The 19,557-nt window shown below is 70.5% G+C and carries 19 protein-coding genes and 1 riboswitch; of the genes, 11 read left to right on the forward strand and 8 right to left on the reverse strand.

The features are described from left to right. Nucleotides 1-136: 136 nt before the first annotated feature. Together F9C12_RS36865 and F9C12_RS36870 are read left to right on the forward strand one after the other, a co-directional pair. Complete coding sequence (locus F9C12_RS36865; protein ID WP_409463534.1) at nt 137-1,180, forward strand: helix-hairpin-helix domain-containing protein; 1,044 nt, start codon at nt 137-139, stop codon at nt 1,178-1,180. Next, nucleotides 1,177-3,555 (forward strand): ComEC/Rec2 family competence protein, encoded by a 2,379-nt coding sequence (locus F9C12_RS36870; protein ID WP_409463535.1) that lies wholly within the window; start codon nt 1,177-1,179, stop codon nt 3,553-3,555. Before F9C12_RS36865 ends, F9C12_RS36870 begins: the two co-directional genes overlap by 4 nt. A 24-nt stretch (nt 3,556-3,579) precedes the next feature. Here F9C12_RS36870 and thrC read toward each other — a convergent pair whose 3' ends face one another. Continuing rightward, nucleotides 3,580-4,845 (reverse strand): threonine synthase, encoded by a 1,266-nt coding sequence (gene thrC, locus F9C12_RS36875; RefSeq protein WP_409186355.1) that lies wholly within the window; start codon nt 4,843-4,845, stop codon nt 3,580-3,582. 13 nt (nt 4,846-4,858) lie between these two features. After that, nucleotides 4,859-4,992: riboswitch (SAM riboswitch) on the reverse strand. A gap of 131 nt (nt 4,993-5,123) precedes the next feature. Here thrC and holA point away from each other — a divergent pair. Further along, the gene (holA, locus tag F9C12_RS36880; RefSeq protein WP_409186356.1) at nt 5,124-6,095 is read left to right on the forward strand and encodes a DNA polymerase III subunit delta; all 972 of its coding nucleotides are present in this window, start codon (nt 5,124-5,126) and stop codon (nt 6,093-6,095) included. A 406-nt stretch (nt 6,096-6,501) separates the two neighbouring features. On the opposite strand, the gene rpsT is transcribed toward holA, so the two are convergent. Further along, nucleotides 6,502-6,762 (reverse strand): 30S ribosomal protein S20, encoded by a 261-nt coding sequence (rpsT, locus tag F9C12_RS36885; protein ID WP_409463536.1) that lies wholly within the window; start codon nt 6,760-6,762, stop codon nt 6,502-6,504. A 393-nt stretch (nt 6,763-7,155) separates the two neighbouring features. Between rpsT and F9C12_RS36890 the strand changes: the two genes are divergently transcribed. Then, nucleotides 7,156-8,016 (forward strand): EamA family transporter, encoded by an 861-nt coding sequence (locus F9C12_RS36890; protein ID WP_409463537.1) that lies wholly within the window; start codon nt 7,156-7,158, stop codon nt 8,014-8,016. A gap of 22 nt (nt 8,017-8,038) precedes the next feature. Beyond that, nucleotides 8,039-8,413, forward strand: coding sequence for a VOC family protein (locus F9C12_RS36895; protein WP_409186359.1), 375 nt, complete (start codon nt 8,039-8,041; stop codon nt 8,411-8,413). Here the strand turns inward: F9C12_RS36895 and F9C12_RS36900 are convergent. Beyond that, the gene (locus tag F9C12_RS36900; RefSeq protein WP_409463538.1) at nt 8,410-9,021 is read right to left on the reverse strand and encodes a class I SAM-dependent methyltransferase; all 612 of its coding nucleotides are present in this window, start codon (nt 9,019-9,021) and stop codon (nt 8,410-8,412) included. The two genes, F9C12_RS36895 and F9C12_RS36900, sit on opposite strands and share 4 nt — an antisense overlap. A gap of 116 nt (nt 9,022-9,137) precedes the next feature. Here F9C12_RS36900 and lepA point away from each other — a divergent pair, with 116 nt between their 5' ends. Further along, nucleotides 9,138-10,988, forward strand: coding sequence for a translation elongation factor 4 (gene lepA, locus F9C12_RS36905; protein WP_409186361.1), 1,851 nt, complete (start codon nt 9,138-9,140; stop codon nt 10,986-10,988). A 118-nt stretch (nt 10,989-11,106) separates the two neighbouring features. Then, nucleotides 11,107-11,673, forward strand: coding sequence for a Uma2 family endonuclease (locus F9C12_RS36910; protein WP_409186362.1), 567 nt, complete (start codon nt 11,107-11,109; stop codon nt 11,671-11,673). Between the two features lie 40 nt (nt 11,674-11,713). On the opposite strand, the gene F9C12_RS36915 is transcribed toward F9C12_RS36910, so the two are convergent. Next, complete coding sequence (locus F9C12_RS36915) at nt 11,714-12,160, reverse strand: pyridoxamine 5'-phosphate oxidase family protein (protein ID WP_409463539.1); 447 nt, start codon at nt 12,158-12,160, stop codon at nt 11,714-11,716. A 60-nt stretch (nt 12,161-12,220) separates the two neighbouring features. Here F9C12_RS36915 and F9C12_RS36920 point away from each other — a divergent pair, with 60 nt between their 5' ends. Next, on the forward strand, nt 12,221-13,270 hold the full coding sequence (locus F9C12_RS36920; RefSeq protein WP_409463540.1) for an NAD(P)H-dependent flavin oxidoreductase: 1,050 nt from the start codon (nt 12,221-12,223) through the stop codon (nt 13,268-13,270). Between the two features lie 609 nt (nt 13,271-13,879). Here the strand turns inward: F9C12_RS36920 and F9C12_RS36925 are convergent. The 3 genes from F9C12_RS36925 to F9C12_RS36935 form a co-directional block, all read right to left on the reverse strand. Next, nucleotides 13,880-15,361: an amino acid permease gene (locus F9C12_RS36925; protein ID WP_409186365.1), complete on the reverse strand. Its 1,482-nt coding sequence runs from the start codon at nt 15,359-15,361 to the stop codon at nt 13,880-13,882. 119 nt (nt 15,362-15,480) lie between these two features. Then, a complete protein-coding gene (locus tag F9C12_RS36930) occupies nt 15,481-16,503 on the reverse strand; it encodes an alpha/beta fold hydrolase (protein WP_409463541.1) in 1,023 nt (340 codons plus the stop codon). Between the two features lie 162 nt (nt 16,504-16,665). Continuing rightward, entirely contained in the window at nt 16,666-17,631 is a 966-nt protein-coding gene (locus F9C12_RS36935) for a zinc-binding dehydrogenase (protein WP_409463542.1), read from the reverse strand. 60 nt (nt 17,632-17,691) lie between these two features. Between F9C12_RS36935 and F9C12_RS36940 the strand changes: the two genes are divergently transcribed. The 3 genes from F9C12_RS36940 to F9C12_RS36950 are packed head-to-tail and all read left to right on the forward strand — an operon-like array spanning nt 17,692 to nt 18,703. Next, nucleotides 17,692-17,892, forward strand: coding sequence for a hypothetical protein (locus F9C12_RS36940; RefSeq protein ID WP_037714937.1), 201 nt, complete (start codon nt 17,692-17,694; stop codon nt 17,890-17,892). A gap of 11 nt (nt 17,893-17,903) precedes the next feature. After that, the gene (locus F9C12_RS36945; RefSeq protein WP_409186368.1) at nt 17,904-18,356 is read left to right on the forward strand and encodes a ribonuclease domain-containing protein; all 453 of its coding nucleotides are present in this window, start codon (nt 17,904-17,906) and stop codon (nt 18,354-18,356) included. Further along, complete coding sequence (locus tag F9C12_RS36950; protein WP_409463543.1) at nt 18,353-18,703, forward strand: barstar family protein; 351 nt, start codon at nt 18,353-18,355, stop codon at nt 18,701-18,703. The genes F9C12_RS36945 and F9C12_RS36950 overlap by 4 nt, the downstream gene beginning before the upstream one ends. A gap of 58 nt (nt 18,704-18,761) precedes the next feature. Here F9C12_RS36950 and F9C12_RS36955 read toward each other — a convergent pair whose 3' ends face one another. Further along, on the reverse strand, nt 18,762-19,535 hold the full coding sequence (locus tag F9C12_RS36955; protein ID WP_409463544.1) for an enoyl-CoA hydratase family protein: 774 nt from the start codon (nt 19,533-19,535) through the stop codon (nt 18,762-18,764). Nucleotides 19,536-19,557: the final 22 nt, after the last annotated feature.

Consider the following 19,557-nt stretch of genomic DNA (forward strand, 5'->3'; position numbering starts at 1 on the left):
CAGTATGACCGCGTACCCCGACAGACTCGGGCGCGTCACCGGCGATGACGGCCGAGTTGTCCCCAAGGGGCGGGTTGTCCACAGATCGCGCGGAACCCTCTCGCCGCCGGGCCGGCCAACGCCTAGCGTCGATCGTGTGTTCGAGCAGTCCGCCCGAGACCAGGGCACTCCCGTCAACGTCAGGCTCACCTGGCTGGCCGACCAGCTGGCCGCGATCCCGCATGCCGCCGGACCCGGCAGCCGGTCGGCACGCCGCTGGCTGCCCCTCGGCCGGGCGGTGGGCGGCCGACGGCCGAACGAGGAGGCTTCGCTGTCCGCGGTCGCTGACAGTCGCCTGCTGGCAGGCGCAGGCGGCACGGACGCTGGACTGTCTGCAGTTGCCGACAGTCCGCCGCTCCCTGACGGCCGATCGGGGCCCGACGCGGCTGATACGCCGTTGTTGCGGACACCGGGCCGCACAGCCCGATTGTCCGCACTTGCCGACAACCCAGCCCCGCCGGACAGCCAAGTGCCCGGCGGAAAACTGGTCCGCGGCTGGCTGCCGGAACACACCGAAGACCGCCTGACCCGCCGGTGGCTCCCCGGACCGACCGGCCTGCCCGGCTTTCTGGGCCGCCGGGGAATGATCTTCGCCCTGGCCCTGCTCGCAGCTGCCGCCGTCATCGCCGGAGGCCTGGCAATCTTCGGCCGCGCACCCGCAGCCGAGATCGCCCCGCCGCTCCCGACCGCCCGCGCGCAAGTGCCGCACGCGTCCAAAGCCAAGGAGAACCTGGTAATCAGCGTGGTCGGCCACGTGCGTTCGCCAGGACTCGTCACCGTGCCGGCCGGTTCCCGCGTCGCCGACGCCCTCCGCGCAGCTGGTGGAGCTAACCCAGGCGTCGACCTGACCACGCTGAACCTCGCCCGCAAACTCGCCGACGGCGAGCAATTGGCAGTCGGGGTCCCAGCCGCCCAGGCAGCACCGGTCGGCTCCGGAGCCGCAGCCAGCAAGATCGACCTGAACTCCGCGACCGCCGAGCAACTCGACAGCCTCCCGGGCGTCGGCGAGGTCACCGCCCGCCGTATCACCGACTGGCGCACCCAGCACGGCGGATTCTCGAGCGTCGAACAACTTCGCGACGTCGACGGCATCGGCGAGAGCAAGTTCGAAAAGCTCCGCGAGCAGGTGACCGTCGGATGAGACTGGAAACGGAGGAAAAGTCGCGGCGGGACCACGATTTCCGCCTCGTCCCCGCCGCCGTCGCCGGATGGGCGGCCACGCTGGCCGGACTGCAGCTCGGCTGGTGGGTCGCCACCGTGGTCGGAGCCGTCGCGGTCGTCGGTGCCGTCGTACTGCTCGCGCGCGGCCGCACCAGATACCTCGGTGCCGGGGGAGCGTTGCTGCTGGTAGGGCTCGTCGCCGCAATACCGACCGCCCTGCGTATCCACGACGCAGCAGCTGACCCGTTGGGAGCCGCTGCCACCCGAGGCGGCACAGCGACGTTGCGGGTCGAGATCAGCGAGCGGCCGCGCTCAATCCACCAAGCTGGCTATGCCGACCAACAGGCCGGCACCCGGTCAGTGGCGATTCCCGCGCAAGTCAGAACGGCCACAGTGGACGGTCGGCCAGTCGAATCGACCGGCCGGGTGCTGTTGCTGGCACCGGTCGCGGGATGGAGCGGGTTGCTGCCCGGCCAGCAGGTAACCACGTCCGGTCGCCTCCTGCCCGCACGCGGCGGCGAACTGACCGCCGCGGTCCTCTCCGTCCGTGCCGCGCCAGTCGATATCGGGCCAGCACCCTGGTGGCAGCGCGCCGCCGCGGCCTTGCGGAACAGCTTGCATTCGCTGTGCTCGATCCTGCCGGAGGAACCAGCGGGCCTCCTGCCCGGACTGGTGCTGGGCGACACGAGCGCGTTGCCACAGCGGGTCGAAGGGGAGTTCAACGCCTCAGGGCTCACCCACTTGATGGCGGTGAGCGGCGGAAATCTCGTCATCGTCGGCGGAGCCGTTCTGCTGCTGTGCCGGTTGGTCCGCGCAGGCCCGAGGTTGTCCGCCGCGGCGGCCGGTGCCTGTCTGGCGGGATTTCTCGTGCTGGTGGGTCCCGAACCGAGTGTGGTGCGGGCCGGCGTGATGGGCGGTATCGGCTTGCTCGCGCTTGCCCTCGGACGGCGCGGTTCAGCGCTGCCCGCCCTGGCCTTCGCGGTGTGCGTTTTGGTGGCATGGGACCCAACGATGGCGGGAAATTTCGGTTTCGCGCTTTCGGTTCTCGCGACGGCAGGGCTGGTCCTGCTCGCGCCACGCTGGGCAGATTCGTTGGTACGAAAGGGGATTCCGCCCGGGTACGCCGAAGGTCTCGCCGTGCCGTTAGCCGCCTTCGTGGTTACCGCGCCAGTCATTGCCGGGATGGCGGGCACGGTCAGCCTCGTCTCGGTCGTCACCAATGTCCTTGCGGCACCAGTGGTCGCGCCGGTCACGGTGCTGGGCGTGCTGGCAACAGTCGTCGGGCCGTGGTGGCCAGGCGGAGGGCAGGTGCTGATCCATCTGGCCGATCCGGAAGCCCGGTGGCTGCTCACCGTCGCCCGGCATGGTGCGCGAGCGCCTGGTGCGGCGCTGTCCTGGCCCGGTGGCTGGTGGGGCGGATTGTGTGCGGCCGCCCTGCTGGTCGTAGTCGTGGTGGCGGCGCGGTTCCGTCGGCTCCGGTTGCTGGTGGCCATCGGGCTGGTCGTCGTGCTGCTGACGGTGGTCCCGGCCAAAGTCCTGATGCCTGGCTGGCCGCCGGACGGCTGGGCGATGGTGGAATGCGATGTCGGACAAGGAGATGCGCTCGTCCTGGCCACCGCCGAACCCGGCCGCGCCGTGGTCGTCGACACCGGGCCGGAGCCGGGGCCGGTCGACGAATGCCTGCGGAGGCTGGGTGTCGACCGGGTTCCGTTGCTCGTGCTGAGCCACTTGCACGCGGACCACATCGGCGGTCTCGCCTCGGTGTTCGACGGACGGGCGGTAGGCGCGATCGCGGTCGGGCCAGGGCGTGCTCCGGCGTGGGCATGGCAGTCGGTTTCCGGCGAAGCGCGGCGTCGCGGCGTGCCGTTGGCGCAGCTGAGCGAAGGGCAACGGCTGGAGTGGCCGGGGTTGTCGCTGGAGGTGCTCGGTCCGCACTACGCCACCACCCGGGCACCGGCATTGCAGGACGGCACGATGATCAACAACAGTTCGGTCGTCCTGCGCGCGGACACCGACGCCGGCCGGGTTCTGCTGACCGGAGACGTCGAACTGGCCGCGCAAGCGGATCTGCTGGCCGAGGGCGTCGACCTGCGAGCAGACGTCCTGAAGGTGCCGCATCACGGTTCGAGGTATTCGCTGCCGCAGTTTCTCGCGGCGGTGCGGCCGCGCACGGCGTTGATCAGTGTGGGCGCGGGCAACGGATACGGGCATCCGAGCAAGTCCACAGTGGACGTCCTCGGCACGATGGGAGTGCTGGTCGCCCGGACCGATGTGGACGGTGACACCGCCGTCCTGCCCGGAGGAAGCGGACCGGCGGTGGCGCGTCGAGGCGAGCCGCGGGGTCCGCCGCGGTAGTGCGGCGGACCCCGGGCCGGTGCGTCAGTAGCCGAGCGCCTTGGAGACGGCTTCGGCGGACGGCGGCACGGTGGCCTTCGGGCCGATGTGGTTCTCGACCGCGTCGAGGGTCTTGAGGCCGTCGCCGGTGATGAGGAGGACGGTTTCGGCGTCCGGGTCGAGCTTGCCGGTTTCGACGAGCTTCTTCGCGGTCGCCACGGTGACGCCGCCCGCGGTCTCGGTGAAGATGCCTTCGGTGCGCGCGAGCAGCCGGATGCCTTCGACGACCTCTTCGTCGGTGACGTCCTCGATCGCGCCGCCAGTGCGGTTGACCACGTCGAGCACGTACGGGCCGTCGGCCGGGTTGCCGATCGCGAGCGAGCGGGCGATGGTGTCCGGCTTCACCGGCTGGACCACGTCGTGGCCGTTGCGGTACGCGGTGGAGACCGGCGAGCAGCCGGTGGCCTGGGCGCCGAACACCTTGTACGGGCTGGCGTCCACGAGACCGAGCTGGCCGAGTTCGCGGAAACCCTTGTCCACCTTGGTGAGCTGGGAACCGGAGGCGATCGGCACGACGATCTGCTCGGGGATGCGCCAGCCGAGCTGCTCGGCGACCTCGTAGGCGAGCGTCTTCGAGCCCTCGGAGTAGTACGGGCGGACGTTGACGTTCACGAACGCCCACTTCGGGTGCTCGGCGGCCAGCTCGGTGGCGAGCCGGTTCACGTCGTCGTAGTTGCCGTCGACGGCGATCAGGTCGCCGTCGTAGACCGCGGTGGTGAGGATCTTCGCGCGCTCGAGGTTCTTCGGGATCAGCACGACCGACCGCCAGCCGGCGCGGGCCGCCGCGGCGGCGGTCGCGTTGGCCAGGTTGCCGGTCGAGGGACACGCGAGGACCTCGAAGCCGAACTCGCGGGCGGCCGCGAGCGCGACGGCGACCACGCGGTCCTTGAACGAGTGCGTCGGGTTGCCGGTGTCGTCCTTGACCCACACGCGCTTGAGGCCGAGTTCCTTGGCGAGCCGGTCGGCGCGCACGAGCCGGGTACAGCCGGGTTCGGTGTTCGGAGTCTCCTCGACGGTCGAGGGGACGGGAAGGAGTTTCTTGTAGCGCCAGATGTTGCGCGGGCCCGCCTCGATGTCCTCGCGGCGGACGCGGCCGAAGTCGTAGGCGACCTCGAGCGGCGAGAAGTCTTCGACGGAGACGAATTCCGGAGCGAGCGGCTGCCGGTGCCCTTCTTCCTTCGACACCAGTTCGACGGCCGGACCGAGGTCGAGCGTCTTGTTGGCGGAGGTGGCGCTGAGGGCTGCAGTCATCGCGAGGTTCCTTTCCTCATCTGCCCCGCCGAAGCGGGCCGGAATTGGCACCGTGGTCGTCAGCTACCCCGCGATCGCGGGATGACAGGCTGTACGCCGGTTGCCGGGGCTTCGTCGGGCCGTTCCCTCTGCCCCTCTGGATGAGCGGTATTCGGTTGTCGGAGCGCCGGCGGGCGCGTCCTCGGCTACACCGTACGACATCCCGATCAGCTCGTGCCACGGAGGCGGCCCACATCACCGGAGCGGACGGTTCGCGGGCCGGGTGAGAAGATGGCCGGGTGACCACCGCACCCGCGCCGCTGCACCTCGTCACGGGCGAGGAAGAACTGCTCATCGAACGGGCTGTGCGAGCGTCCCTCGACGCGGCCAGGGCCGCGGACCCGACGGCCGACCTGACGCGGACGCGGGTGTCCGATCTCACACCGCCCGCGCTCGCCGAGCTGGTCAGCCCGTCATTGTTCGCCGAGGGGCGGGTGATCGTGCTGGAGTCGGCGCAGGACATCTCGCAGGAGCTGTCCGACGCGGTCCTCTCCTACGCGAAGGCGCCGGCCGACGGCATCGTCCTCGTCGTCGTGCACAGCGGCGGCGGCCGGAGCAAGGCCGCCAAGGCGCTGCCGGGCGCGTTGAAAAAAGCGGGCGCGGAAATCACCGAATGCCCGAAGCTGACCAAACCGGCCGAGCGCGAGGCGTTCGTCCGCAACGAGGTGCGCCGGTCAGGCGGCAAGATCGACGCCGCGGGCCTGATGGCGCTGCTCGACTCGGTCGGCTCGGACCTGCGCGAACTGTCCTCGGCGGCGACGCAGCTGGTCGCCGACACCGGGGGAGTCGTCGACGAGCAGGCAGTCCGCCGCTACCACACCGGACGCGCCGACGTGACCGGCTTCGCGGTGGCGGAAAAGGCCGTCGCGGGCGACCGGGCCGCCGCGATGGAGTCGCTGCAGTGGGCGATGCAGCTGGGCGTCCCGCACGTCCTGGTGGCCGACGCGCTCGCCGACGCGGTGCGCACGATCGCCCGCGTGTCCGCCGCCGGGCGCGGCAACCCGAACCAGATGGCGGGCGAACTGGGCATGCCGCCGTGGAAGATCCGCAAGGCGCAGGGCCAGGCCCGCGGCTGGGGCCAGGACGGCCTGGCGACCGCGATGCGCGTCGTGGCGAGGCTGAACGCCGAGGTCAAGGGCGCGGCGGCGGATGCGAACTACGCCCTGCAGCGCGCGGTCCTCGACGTGGTCGCGGCCAGGGGAGACCGCTGACTTCGAGGCGGTCCCGCTTTGGCGGAGTCGTCGCGGGGAAGCCGGTGAACGCCGCCGGGGCTGTGCGGTTGCTACCGAAGGGCACCGCTGCCCCTCGGGATGACGGGGTCACCTGGCGGGAGCCGTGGGGAGCTGGTGACGCCGCCGGGGCGGTGCGGTTGCGGCCGAAGGGCACCCCTGCCTCCCAGCCGACGGGACCACCCGGCGGGAGCCGCGAGCAAGCCGGTCAACGCCGCCCGGACCCGGTGATGGCGCCCGAGGACACCGCTGTCCCTCGGCTGACGGGACCACCCGGCGGGAGCCGTCGGCAACCAGGTGAACCCGGCCGGATCCGCAGCGGCCGCGTCCCCAGGGCACGGAAAAGGCCCGGCAGCCGAAGCCGCCGGGCCTTCCGGAAAGACTGCGCTCAGAGCTGGTTCACGCGCTTCGCGAGAGCCGACTTCTTGTTCGCGGCCTGGTTGGCGTGGATGACGCCCTTGGTGACGGCCTTGTCGAGCTTGCGAGCGGCGTCGCGCTGCAGTTCGAGGGCCTTGTCCTTGTCGCCGGCTTCGGCGGCCTCGCGGAACTTGCGGATCGCGGTCTTCACCGAGGACCGGATCGCCAGGTTGCGCTGCCGCGCCTTCTCGTTCGTCGTGATGCGCTTGACCTGCGACTTGATGTTGGCCATGGAGGCGTTCCTCTTTCACTCGGTGAAGGTCGCTGCCGCGTTCGTGTGGCTCCAAGCCGACCCCGAGGGACCAGCCGGGTTTCCTCCCTGACGGAATGCCGCACGGCAACAGTCGGAAATCTTAACAGCCCTGCTCGCGGCCCCGGCGAGGGCCCCGGAGCCGGAAATCGCGCGGCATCCCGGCGGCGGCTCCGTTACGGTGGGTTTCGGTAGTGCCTAGGGTTCCGTCGCCTGCCCGTGGTCCCGCGGAGCGGGTCGCGAAGACAACGAGGGCGGGCGGGCCTGGTCCGAGCGGCACCTTCGGCGGGGCGCCGAGCCTTGCCGTTCATCTGACGGGACAAAAGCCTGGAGGACCCGGTCTTCAGCGTGCGCTGAAAACCTGAAGGGGTCCGGATGAACACCACTGCCCTCGCCATGGTTCTCGTCGCCGCGGTCGTGCACGCCGGGTGGAACCTCGCCGCCAAACGGGTTTCCGGCGGTCCGCGGTTCGTCTGGCTGTACTACACGGTCTCGGCGGTCGCGATGCTCCCGGTGATCGCGGCAGCGCTGGCCGTCGAACCGGAACGTCCACAGTGGACTTGGCTGCTCGCCGCCGCGGGCACTGCGGTCCTGCACGTGGCGTACGGGATCGTGCTGCAGCGCGGATACGAGGTCGGCGACCTGTCGATCGTCTACCCGCTGGCGCGCGGCACCGGCCCGCTGGTCTCGGTGCTCGTGGCCGTCACCGTGCTGGGAGAACGGCCGGGGGTGCTCGGGCTGATCGGCGCTTTCCTGGTTGTCGCCGGCGTCCTCGTGATCAGCCTCGGCGGCAGCACCGGCGACGCGAAAGCCCGGCGCGCCGGGGTGTTCTACGGCGTCGCCACCGGCGTGGTCATCGCGGCTTACACGCTCTGGGACGCGCATTCGGTCACGTCGCTCGGCGTGCCTCCGCTCGTCTACTTCGGCGGCGGCGCGATCGGCCAGAGCATCCTGCTCGCGCCGGCCGCCGTGCGCGGCCGGTCCGAGATCAAGCGGCTGTGGCGCGACCACCGGCGCGAGGTGCTGATCGTCGGACTCGCCTCGCCGGCCAGCTACCTGCTGGTCCTGTACGCCCTGCGGATCGCGCCGGTCAGCCTCGTCGCTCCGGCGCGCGAGCTGTCGATCGTCTTCGGCGGGGTCGCCGCCTGGCTCGTGCTCCGCGAGCGCAACGCGGTCCGCCGGCTCGCCGGATCGCTGGTCGTGCTGGCCGGGATCGCCGCGATTGCGGTCGCCTGAGCGGCTCGGGTAGGCAGGAGCCATGGACGTACTGAGCAGCCGGGTGCTGATCCACCCCCGCGACCACGAGGTGTCCACCGCGTTCTACCGCGACGTCCTCGGCCTCGCGATCGAGCGAGAATTCCCTGGCGGCACGCGGTTTTTCGCCGGCGGCGGGTCGATCGAGGTGGTCGGTGAGGGCGAGGCCGGGCCCGGTCCGGACGTCAACCTGTTCCTGCAGGTCCGCGATCTTCCGGCGACGCTGGCCGAACTGGCCGGGCGCGGGGTCGAACCGGTGCGCGAGGCCCGGCGCGAACCGTGGGGCACCGACGAGGCGTGGATCGCCGACCCGGACGGGCTGCGGATCGTGCTCGTCGAGGTCCCGGAGGACCACCCGTTGCGCCGCGACCAGCGCTAGCCCGGTTTCACGGCCCGCAGCTGGGCGGCGAGCGCGGCGAACCCCGGCGGGTCCCAGGTCCAGGTCTGCAGGTCGGTGAATCCCGCCGCGGCGGCTTCGCCGGCCAGCTCGTGCCGGGTCACCGGAAGCCATTTCTCGTGCGCCGAGAGCAGCAGCCGTCCGCCTGGCCGCAGCACGCGGAACAGCTCGGCGAACGCCGCCGGGCGGTCTTCCCAGAACTGGACGTTGTTCACGGTCAGCACGACGTCCGCGGACGCGTCCTCGCAGCCGGTCCGGGCCGCGTCGCCCGCGCGCACCTCGGCGCGGTCGCCGCAGCGGTCCGCGCAGAGATCCCGCATCTGCGGGGAGGGCTCGACGCCGATCACCTCGCCGGCGAGTTTGCTCGCCGCGTCGAGGCCGACCCCGGGACCGGGGCCGATGACCAGGACGGTCTCGTCCGGTTCGAGGCGCGCGAGGTCGACGACGCGGTGCTCGGTCGCGGCGTTGCCGATCGCCATCAGCTTGCCGCCGAGCCTGCCCAGCAGGCCGCTGGGGTGGCCGAAGGCCCGGTCGAGCGCGGCGTCGAGGACGCCGGGGCCGGGCGGCGAGGGGGAGGGTGAAGTGGTCATGCTTCGAGGTCATCACGAGACGCGCGGGGCCGCATCGGGGATGACCCCCACCCGCACCCGGAGGTCCATGGGACGATGGGGTACGGACATCCCCCACCATCCCGAGGACAGCCCGAGTGACAGCGCCCAAGACGTTCGCCGACACCACCTTCACGCCGCCGGAGTTGATCCGCAACTTCTGCATCATCGCCCACATCGACCACGGCAAGTCGACGCTGGCGGACCGGATGCTGCAGCTGACCGGCGTCGTCGAGGAGCGGGCCATGCGCGCGCAGTACCTCGACCGCATGGACATCGAGCGGGAACGCGGCATCACGATCAAGGCCCAGAACGTCCGGCTGCCGTGGCAGGTGGACGGCAAGGACCACGTCCTGCACCTGATCGACACGCCCGGCCACGTGGACTTCACCTACGAGGTCTCGCGCGCGCTCGAGGCGTGCGAGGGCGCGATCCTGCTGGTCGACGCCGCGCAGGGGATCGAGGCGCAGACGCTCGCGAACCTGTACCTCGCGCTCGAGAACGACCTGCACATCATCCCGGTGCTGAACAAGATCGACCTGCCCTCGGCGGACCCGGAGAAGTACGCGGCGGAGATCGCGCACATCATCGGCTGCGAGCCCTCGGACGTGCTGCGCGTGTCGGCGAAGACCGGCATGGGCGTGACCGAGCTGCTGGACGAATGCGTGCGCCAGGTCCCGCCGCCGGTCGGCGACGCGGACGCGCCCGCCCGCGCGATGATCTTCGACTCGGTCTACGACACCTACCGCGGCGTCGTCACCTACATCCGCGTGGTGGACGGCAAGATCACGCCGCGCGAGAAGATCAAGATGATGTCCACCGGCGCGACGCACGAACTGCTCGAGGTCGGCATCATCTCGCCGGAGCCGAAGGCCAGCAAGGGACTCGGCGTCGGCGAGGTCGGCTACCTGATCACCGGCGTGAAGGACGTGCGCCAGTCGAAGGTCGGCGACACCGTGACGTCCGAGCGCAACGGCGCGAAGGAGCCGCTGGCCGGCTACCGCGACCCGAAGCCGATGGTGTTCTCCGGGCTGTACCCGGTGGACGGCTCGGACTACCCGGAGCTGCGCGAGGCGCTGGAGAAGCTGCAGCTCAACGACGCCGCGCTGACCTACGAGCCGGAAACGTCGGTCGCGCTGGGCTTCGGCTTCCGCTGCGGCTTCCTCGGGCTGCTGCACCTGGAGATCACCCGCGACCGGCTGGAGCGCGAGTTCGGCCTGGACCTGATCTCCACCGCGCCGAACGTGGTGTACCGGGTGGTGCTGGAGGACCGCAGCGAGGTGATCGTCACGAACCCGTCGGACTGGCCGACCGGGCTCAAGATCGCCGAGGTGCACGAGCCGGTGTCGAAGGTGAGCATCCTCGCGCCGTCGGAGTTCGTGGGCACGATCATGGAGCTGTGCCAGGCGAAGCGCGGCACCCTGCTGGGCATGGACTACCTGTCCGAGGACCGCGTCGAACTGCGCTACACGATCCCGCTCGCGGAGATCATCTTCGACTTCTTCGACACGCTGAAGTCGCGCACGCGCGGCTACGCGTCGCTGGACTACGAGGAGTCCGGCGAGCAGGTGGCGGACCTGGTGAAGGTCGACATTCTGCTGCAGGGCGAGACGGTGGACGCGTTCTCCGCGATCGTGCACAAGGACGCTGCTTACACCTACGGAAACCGCATGGCGACGCGGCTGCGCGAGCTGATTCCGCGGCAGCAGTTCGAGGTCCCGATCCAGGCCGCGATCGGCTCGCGGATCATCGCGCGCGAAACGATCCGCGCGATCCGCAAGGACGTGCTGGCGAAGTGCTACGGCGGCGACATCTCGCGGAAGCGGAAACTGCTGGAGAAGCAGAAGGAAGGCAAGAAGCGGATGAAGACCGTCGGCCGGGTGGAGGTGCCGCAGGAGGCCTTCGTCGCGGCACTGTCCACTGAGGACAACGGGAAGAACAAGAAGTAGTCCCACCTTCGGGTGAACGGCGGCTCCGGGTTTCCGGGGCCGCCGTTTTTTGTCGGTGGCGGGTGGTGTCCTCAATTGCGGACAGGAACTCTGGTGCGCACAGGGAAAGGAGAGCACCATGACAGTCATGATGGAAAGCCAGGTTCCGCCCGGGTCCGGTCCCATGACGGTGCGGGACCTCGAGGGGATGCCGGATGATGGCCGCCGTTACGAACTCATCGACGGAGTGCTGGTCGTGACTCCGGCGCCGGGGTACCGCCATCAGAAGATCGGGTACCGGCTCTACCACGTGCTGGAAGCGGCCTGCCCGCCGGAGTTCGACGTCCTCGGCGCACCGTTCGCCGTGCACGTCGGCGACCGGACGGAGCTGCAACCGGACGTTCTGGTCGGCCGCAGCGAGGACTTCACCGACCAGGATCTGCCGGTGCCGCCCGTGCTCGCCGTCGAGATTCTGTCGCCGAGCACGGCGATCCACGACTTGAACACCAAGAGAGCCGTCTACGAACGGCTGCGGGTGCCGAGTTACTGGGTGATCGACCCGGCCGCACCCGAACTGACTGTGTTCGAACTGGACGCGGACGGCTTGTACCAGCAGGTCGCCAAGGCCGCGGGAGCCGAGGCCTTCGAAGCGCGGCAGCCGTTCCCGGTCCGGGTGGTGCCCAAGATGCTTGTCGAGAGGGGCTGAGCGGAGCCGAACTTCTCGCGTCCGGCGCCTGCCGGGACGCTCAGCCGTTCCCGATGATCCTGCCCACCTCCACGAACACCGCGGCCCGGCGTTCGGCGGCCATCACGCGGTCATATTCCGCCCAGTCGTCGTGGGTGCCGGTGGCGGCTCGGAAGACCTCGCGCAGCAGGGCCGGGAGGCCGTCGGCCGGGAAGGACGGGTCGGGGTCGTCCGGGCCGATCAGGCGGGTCGGGCCGGTCACCGAGAGCCAGTGCCAGCCGCGGCGGAACGTTACGGTTGCGTGGCCGTTGCGGCGCAGCAGCGTGAGCTTGTGCGCGCCGCCGACGGCGACGAAGCCCACGCTCGGCTTGCCGGTCACCGGGTCGTCCAGGATGCCCGCGTTCACCACGGACGCGTGCACGGTGCCGTCGGCGCGGGTCGTGGCCACTGTGGCGAGGCCGTTTTCCTGCACCGACAGCGCGCGGAGCTGTTCCTGGGTTGCCGTCATGCTCTTCTGCAACGCGGCGGCGGCCCGGCGCATTTCCGGTCCGGCACTAGGCTCGGGGACATGTTCGATGATCTCGAGTTCCCGGTGATCGTGGCGCCGATGGCGGGCGGGCCGACGACTCCGCAGCTGGTCGGCGCCGTCACGGACGCGGGCGGGTTCGGTTTCCTCGCCGCCGGCTACCTCAGCCCGGAGACGCTCGACGCCCGGATCGCGCACACCGCCGACCTCACCGGCGGGCGGTTCGGCGTCAACCTGTTCGTCCCCGGCGGCCGGTCGGTGGCCGACCTGAGCGCGCACCGCGAACGGTTGCTCGCCGAAGCCGTGCGCTACGGCGTCGACCTCGGCGACCCGGTCTGGGACGACGACGAGTACCCGGCGAAACTCGACCTCGTCGTGCGGCACCGGGTCCCGGTGGTGTCGTTCACCTTCGGCGCGCCGACGTCCGCCGAGGTGCAGCGGATCCACGAAGCCGGCGGCAAGGTCGCGGTCACCGTCACGAACCCGGAGGAAGCCGACCTCGCCGCCGCGCGCGGAGCCGACGCTCTGGTCGTGCAGGGCTTCGAGGCCGGCGGGCACCGCGGGCTGTTCACCGACGACCCGGGCAACCCGGCCGGCGGCGAGGAGTACGGCCTGCTCGCGCTGCTGCGGCTGCTCGGCGCGCGCACGAGCCTGCCGTTGATCGCGGCCGGGGGACTGGTCAACGGCGCCGACATCGCGGCGGTGCTGGCGGCGGGTGCGTCGGCGGCGCAGCTGGGCACGGCCTTCCTGCTCGCCACGGAGGCCGGCACCGGCGATACCCAGCGGCGCGCGCTCGCAGAAGCCGGGCGGGCGACGGCGTTCACGCGCGCGTTCAGCGGACGTCCGGCGCGGGGCATGGTGAACCGCGTCCTGAGCGACCTCTCCGCGGACGCGCCCGCCGCCTACCCGCAGCTGCACCACCTGAGCAAACCGGTCCGCGCGGCGGCAGCCAAGGCCGGTGACCCGGAAGCGATGTCGCTGTGGGCGGGGCAGACCTACCCGCTCGCCAGCGACGGTTCGGCGGCCTCGATCGTGGCCCGCCTGCGCACCGAGGCGAAGGCAGCGGCGGAACGGCTCGACCGGCTGCGCTGAGGAGAGGGCAGAAGCCGCGGCGGCGTGACTGGGTGCGGGGAGGTTCGCTGGGGCTGCGGGTTGGGCGGTTGTTCTTGTCGCGCGACGGATTGCTGCCTGCGCTGGGGTTTTCGGTGCGGGCAGGAGCCGCGAGTGGGTGACTGGATTGTGCGGTGGTTCGCTGGGACTGTGGCTTGGCTGGTTGTTCTAGCCGTGCGAGGGATCTGCTGGCTGCGCTGGGGTTTCCGGTGCGGGCAGGAGCCGTGACGGCCTGATTGGGTTGGGCGGTTGTTCTAGTTGCGCGAGGGATTTGCTGCCCGCACGGGGTTCCGGCGCGGGCAGGGGGTTCTAGCGCTGACCGGGTAGCGGCGGAACGGCCCGGATGACCGTGCGTGCGCCGGTCACAAGAAGAGCCACGAGCGCGGAGGCGACGTGCGCTGGGAACACCCGACAGTGCACGCGACCAAGAGCCAGCGGACAAGCCACCGGACCAGCGGCCAGCAGCCCAGCGATCCGAAGGCCCCCGAGCGGCCGCAGCCCAGGAGAAGCCCGGCAAGCCCAGCAACGCAAAGAAAACGCGGGGAACGCCACCAAAGGCGTCCCCCGCGTCCGAACCGTTCCAACGCCGGATCAGTCCGAAGTGGACTTGACCCCGGGCTCGCCGTCGCCGGCGTCCTCGCCGCGTTCCATCGCGGAGTGGCGTTTGCCGTAGGCGAAGTAGATCACCATGCCGATCGCGAACCAGATCGCGAAGCGCAGCCAGGTTTCCGGCTTCAGGAACGTGATCAGCCAGATCGAGAACACGACCCCGATGACCGGGACCACCGGCATGCCCGGCGTCTTGAACGTGCGCGGCAGGTCGGGGCGCTTGTAGCGCAGCACGATCACCGCGATGCAGACGACCACGAAGGCCAGCAGGATGCCGATGTTCGTCAGTTCCGCGGCCTCGCCGATCGGGAGCACGCCCGCGATCAGCGCCGAAGCGACGCCCAGGATCCACGTGATGCGCGAAGGGACCTTGCGCACCGGGTGGGTCTTCGAGAACCACTTCGGCAGCAGGCCGTCGCGGCTCATCGAATAGCCCACTCGGGTCGCGCCCAGCAGGAAGGTGAACAGGACCGTCAGGATGCCGATGATCGCGCCTACCGCGATGATCGCGCCCAGCCAGCCCAGGCCGACCTTCGCGAATGCGCTCGAGAACGCCGCTTCCGGGTTGATGTCGGTGTACTTCACCATGCCGGTCAGGACCAGGCAGGCGAGCACGTACAGCACCATCGAGATCGCCAGCGAGTAGATGATCGCCTTCGGCATGTGCTTCTGCGAGTCCTGCGACTCCTCGGCCGCGGTGGACATCGCGTCGTAGCCGAAGACCGCGAAGAACACCGTTGCCGCGCCGGTGAACGCGCCGCTCAGGCCGAACGGGAAGAAGTTGCTGTAGTTCCCGCTCTGGATGTGGAAGGCACCGACCACGATCACCAGCAGCACCAGGCCGACCTTCAGGTACACCAGCAGCGTTTCGAAGCGCGCCGCGTTCTTCATGCCCTGATTGAGAATGAACGCGATCAGCAGGCAGAGCAGCACCGCGAACAGGTTGATCTTGTACGACCCCGGCTCGACGCCCGCCGGTTCCGTCCCGGGCGCGCCGGACATCCAGTGCGGCAGCGAGATGTGCAGGAAGCCGAGCAGGTCGTTGAAGTAGCCGGAAATCCCGATCGCCACCACGGACACGATCGCGGTGTACTCCAGCAGCAGGTCCCAGCCGATGAACCAGCCGACGATCTCGCCGAGCACGGCGTACCCGTAGGTGTAGGCGGAGCCCGCGCGCGGGATGAGGCCGGCGAACTCGGCGTAGGAGAACGCCGCCGCGGCGCTCGCGATGCCCGCGATCAGGAACGAGATCAGCACGGCCGGGCCGGCGGTCTTGTTCGCGACCGCGCCGGCGAGCGAGAAGATGCCCGCGCCGATGATGCCGCCGACGCCGATCGCGGTCAGCTGCCGCAGGCCGAGCGTGCGCTGCAGCCCGCTTTCGCCGGCCTGCTCGATGGTTTCGATCGGCTTCCGCCGGAAGATCCCGGACCCGGTGCCCAGGTTAGGGCCGCGCGGAGCTGACATCGGTGTCTCCTCAGACTGGTGGTTCGCCGGACCCGGGTTCCGGGCCCTGGCAGGGCACCGTACCCGGAGGCGCCGCGCCTGTCACCGACTCCATTGTGTGACGATTTCGGCAGCCTGGGTCACCCGGTCGCGGAGTCGTCCTCGACGTCGCTGACCGTGGGCGCCGGGCGGGCGGCGGAGCGGACCGCGCCCGCGGCGAAGAACGTGAGCAGCTCCGCGACCTCGGCCGGATCGTCCAGCTGCGGGCAGTGGCCCCAGTCCTCCCGGACGACGAGCCTGCTGTGCGGCACCAGGGTGTGCAGCTTCCGCCCGGACGCGGCCGTCACGAGCTTGTCCTTGCCGCACGCGACCGCCAGCAGCGGGATCGTGATCTGGTCGAGCCGGTACGCGTCGGCCAGCTCCGCGACGAGCTGCCGCGCCTGTTCGAGCCGGGACGTGGTGGCCCGGTAGTCCGGGAAAAGCGTGGTGAACCGGCGGACCTGGCCCGCGTCGGCGTGCTTCGCGTCGGCGTAGAGGATCCTCGGCACGAGCTGTTCGGCGACCGCGCGGACCAGGAAACCCGGCACTGGCAACGGAAGCGAGGAGTACAGCCGCAGCGGCAGCGGATTGCGCCCGACCGTGCGCACCAGCCACGAGTCGACGAAGCCGGGCGCGGCGATCGACACCACGCCGGTGGTCGGCAGCCGGCGGTTCTGCGCCGCGCGCAGGCTCATCGTGCCGCCGAGCGAGTTGCCCGCGAGCACGACCGGGCCGAGCACGGCCTGTTCGCGCACCACCGCGGCGGTGAACGCGTCGAGCTGCGGCAGCATCGGACCCGGGCGCAGCGGCTGCGCGTCGCCGAAGCCGGGAAGGTCGACCGCGATCGCGGCGATGCCGGCGGCGGCTAGTTCTCCGAGTACCGGACGCCACGTGTCGGCGCTGTCGCAATACCCGTGGAGCAACACGAGCCGGGGCGCGCGGGGTTTCTCGGCGCCCTTGCGGCGCGTGCGCTTCGGTGCGGGCGCCTCGGCGACGGACGGCCCGACCTCGAGCACGCGCGTGCGGATCCCGGCGAAGCGCCGGAACGACTCCCGGACGGGCGCCGGGTCGCTGGGGTGCCGGCCGCCCCGGTCGGCGGGTGCGGGCCGCTGCGTCGCGGTCATGTTCTCCAGGTTAACCGCCCAAGGTCGACTTCTGGTGGAACTTCGGGGGTCACTATCTGATTGCGAAGCAGGGGTGTTGACGATTCACTGGAGAACGGGTACAAGCGCTGGCCCGGGCGCTTTCGAAGAGGAAAAGCCCAGGCCAGCGCGGTGCGACCGCGATCAGCGGGTGAAGACGATCTTCCCGGCGGTCTCGCCGGCGGCCATCGCGGCGAATCCCGCGGGGGCCTCCGCGAGGGGGAGCTCGGCGCCGATCTGCGGCTTGATGCCCTTCAGGTCGAGGTAGGCGAGCAGGTCGGCCAGCTCGTCGCGGGTGCCCATGGTCGAGCCGACGACCCGCAGCTGCAGGAAGAACACGCGCTGCAGGTCGGCCGACGGGTCGGGACCGCTGGTGGACCCGGACACCACGACCACGCCGCCCGGCTTCAGCGATTTGAGCGTGTGGCCCCAGGTGGCCTTGCCGACGGTCTCGAACACCGCGTCCACCCGCTCGGGCAGCCGCGCGCCGGACTCGAAGCTCTGGTGCGCGCCGACGCTCTCGGCCAGCGCGCGCTTCTCCTCGGTGCGCCCGGTGACCCACACGCGGAACCCGGCCGCGCGGCCGAGCGCGATCAGCGCGGTCGACACGCCGCCGGACGCGCCCTGCACGAGCATCGTCTGGCCGGGCCGCAGACCCGACTTCACGAACAGCATCCGGTACGCGGTGAGCCAGGCGGTGCCCATCGTCGCGCCCTCGGCGAAGGTCAGGCCGGCCGGCTTCGGCACCGCGTTGCGGGCCGGGACCACGACCTGGTCGGCGAACGTGCCCTGGTGCTTTTCGGTGAGCAGGGTGCGCTTCGGGTCGAGCGTGTCGTCGCCCTGCCAGCCCGGCGCGTTGATCACCGAGTGCAGCACGACCTCGGTGCCGTCGTCGAGCGTTCCCGCTCCGTCGCAGCCGAGGATCATCGGGAACTGGTCTGCCTTGATGCCGACGCCGCGCAAGGTCCACAGGTCGTGCATGTTCAGGCTGGCGGCTTTCACGTGCACCCGGACCCAGCCCTGCGGCACCTCGGGTTCCGGCCGCTCGCCGACGACCAGCGAATCGAGCGGGGACTCGGCGTTGGGTTCCTGCGCGTATACGGCGAACATGGCAGCAACCTACCTCCCCTGCCCGCCGTCCCGCAGGCGAGCGCGCGTAGGCTCACACTCGTGTTTGACGGCCTGGCCAACTGGTGGGACGGGGTCGAGCTGTGGCTCGCCCAAGCCTGGTTCCCCGTGCAGTTCGTGCTGGTGATGGCGGTGCTCGTGCCGCTGTGCCTGCTCGCCGCGTGGGCCATCGACAAGCTGGTCGAACGCTTCGGCCGCCGGTTCGGCACGGCCCGTGACGACGAGCGTCCCGGCCGCTCCTAAGCTGGCACACCATGGTCAACCGTAGGCGGATCACCGCTGCGCTCGTCGGTCTCCTCGTGCTGGTGCTCGGCGGGTGGCTCGTCAAGGAAACCGCGGGCTCCTCGGATTCGCCGGCGCCCGCGTCCTCGTCGAGCGCTCCCGCCTCGGCTTCCGGGAAGGTGCCGGGAGCGGATTCGAAGCTGCCGGTCAAGCCGCTGTCCTCGCTGCCGCCGCAGGCGAAGGACACGTGGAACCTGATCCAGAAGGGCGGGCCCTACCCGTATCCGCGCAATGACGACGTCGTCTTCCAGAACCGGGAAAAGGTGCTTCCCGCGGAGAAGAACGGCTATTACCACGAATACACCGTGAAAACGCCGGGAAGCCCGGACCGAGGGGCGCGCCGGCTGATCACGGGGGCGGGGAAAGAGTTGTATTACACAGCGGATCATTACGCGTCGTTCGTCGTCGTGGACCCCGCGCGGTGAGCGGGGAGACGGCGCGGGCCGCGGCGGACGCGGCTTTCGCGCGCGGGGCTTACCCGCATCAGGTCGACGGGACGCGGACGCTCGACAAACTGTCGACATTGGACGCGATCGGCGAGGCGCTGTCTTTCCCGTCTTACTTCGGGCGGAATCTCGACGCGCTGTACGACCTGCTCACCGATCTGTCGTGGCTGCCGCCCGGCGAGCACGTGCTGATCTGGACCGGGTCGGACGCGTTGAAGGCGGCCGAGCCGAAGGCTTACCTCGCGGTGCGGAGCGTGCTGTCGGACGCGCAGCGGGCGATGGGCTCCGGCGCGCGGCGGCTGACCTTGGTCCTGGTCGATTCCTGACGAGCCGTGAGGGGAACCCCCGAAGGACTCGGAGAATGGTTCCCCTCACCGGCCGCGGTCAGTCCTGCGGGACCCAGTTCGGCTTGCGCTTCTGCGCGAAGGCCAGGATGCCTTCCTGTCCTTCCTCGCTGGCGAAGAAGCCCGCGGACAGGGCGTTCATGTCCGCGAAGCCCTCGGCCGGGGTCGCCGGGCGCGGGCGGGCCAGCAGTTCCTTCGTGGCGGCCAGGGCTTTCGGGCCGCCGAGAGTCAGCGACGTGAGGTAGCCCTCGACGGTCTTGTCCAGGTCTTCCGCCGGGACGCAGGCGTTCAGCAGGCCGATCTCCACCGCGCGCTTCGCGTCGAAGACGTCGCCGGTCAGGAAGAGTTCGTGCGCGGCCCGGGCGTTCAGCCGCGGGAGGACCGTCAGGCTGATGACCGCCGGGACGACGCCGATCCGGACCTCGGAGAAGGCGAAGGTCGCTTCCGGCACCGCGACCGCGATGTCGCAGGCGGCGACCATGCCGATCCCGCCCGCGCGAGCCGGGCCGGCGAGCCGCGCGACGACCGGCTTCGGGCTGGTCCACAGCTGGTCCAGGATCTTCGGGAACTCGTTCACGCCCTGGTCGGACGAACCGGCGCCGCGGGCCTCCTTCAGGTCCATGCCCGCGCAGAACACCGGGCCGGTGTGGGTCAGCTGCACCACGCGCACCGCGTCGTCCTCGCGGGCCTTGTCCAGCGACTCGCTCAGTTCCCGCCGCAGCTGCGACGACAGCGCGTTGCGGTTGTGCGGGGAGTCCAGGGTGATCGTGGCGATGCCGGCCGCCACCTCGTAGTGCACCAGTTCGTCAGCCATGCCTGACACTTTCGCACACCGC

Source organism: Amycolatopsis sp. GA6-003 (assembly GCF_046267895.1).
Lineage (GTDB): Bacteria > Actinomycetota > Actinomycetes > Mycobacteriales > Pseudonocardiaceae > Amycolatopsis.

Coding starts and splice junctions, on each gene's coding strand:
- thrC (WP_409186355.1), bottom strand. CDS start 4,845: ATGACTGCAGCCCTCAGCGCCACCTCCGCCAACAAGACGCTCGACCTC.
- F9C12_RS36895 (WP_409186359.1), top strand. CDS start 8,039: ATGGACGTACTGAGCAGCCGGGTGCTGATCCACCCCCGCGACCACGAG.
- F9C12_RS36925 (WP_409186365.1), bottom strand. CDS start 15,361: ATGTCAGCTCCGCGCGGCCCTAACCTGGGCACCGGGTCCGGGATCTTC.
- F9C12_RS36930 (WP_409463541.1), bottom strand. CDS start 16,503: ATGACCGCGACGCAGCGGCCCGCACCCGCCGACCGGGGCGGCCGGCAC.
- F9C12_RS36890 (WP_409463537.1), top strand. CDS start 7,156: ATGAACACCACTGCCCTCGCCATGGTTCTCGTCGCCGCGGTCGTGCAC.
- F9C12_RS36900 (WP_409463538.1), bottom strand. CDS start 9,021: ATGACCACTTCACCCTCCCCCTCGCCGCCCGGCCCCGGCGTCCTCGAC.
- F9C12_RS36935 (WP_409463542.1), bottom strand. CDS start 17,631: ATGTTCGCCGTATACGCGCAGGAACCCAACGCCGAGTCCCCGCTCGAT.
- F9C12_RS36955 (WP_409463544.1), bottom strand. CDS start 19,535: ATGGCTGACGAACTGGTGCACTACGAGGTGGCGGCCGGCATCGCCACG.
- F9C12_RS36915 (WP_409463539.1), bottom strand. CDS start 12,160: ATGACGGCAACCCAGGAACAGCTCCGCGCGCTGTCGGTGCAGGAAAAC.
- F9C12_RS36870 (WP_409463535.1), top strand. CDS start 1,177: ATGAGACTGGAAACGGAGGAAAAGTCGCGGCGGGACCACGATTTCCGC.
- rpsT (WP_409463536.1), bottom strand. CDS start 6,762: ATGGCCAACATCAAGTCGCAGGTCAAGCGCATCACGACGAACGAGAAG.
- F9C12_RS36920 (WP_409463540.1), top strand. CDS start 12,221: ATGTTCGATGATCTCGAGTTCCCGGTGATCGTGGCGCCGATGGCGGGC.
- F9C12_RS36910 (WP_409186362.1), top strand. CDS start 11,107: ATGACAGTCATGATGGAAAGCCAGGTTCCGCCCGGGTCCGGTCCCATG.
- F9C12_RS36945 (WP_409186368.1), top strand. CDS start 17,904: ATGGTCAACCGTAGGCGGATCACCGCTGCGCTCGTCGGTCTCCTCGTG.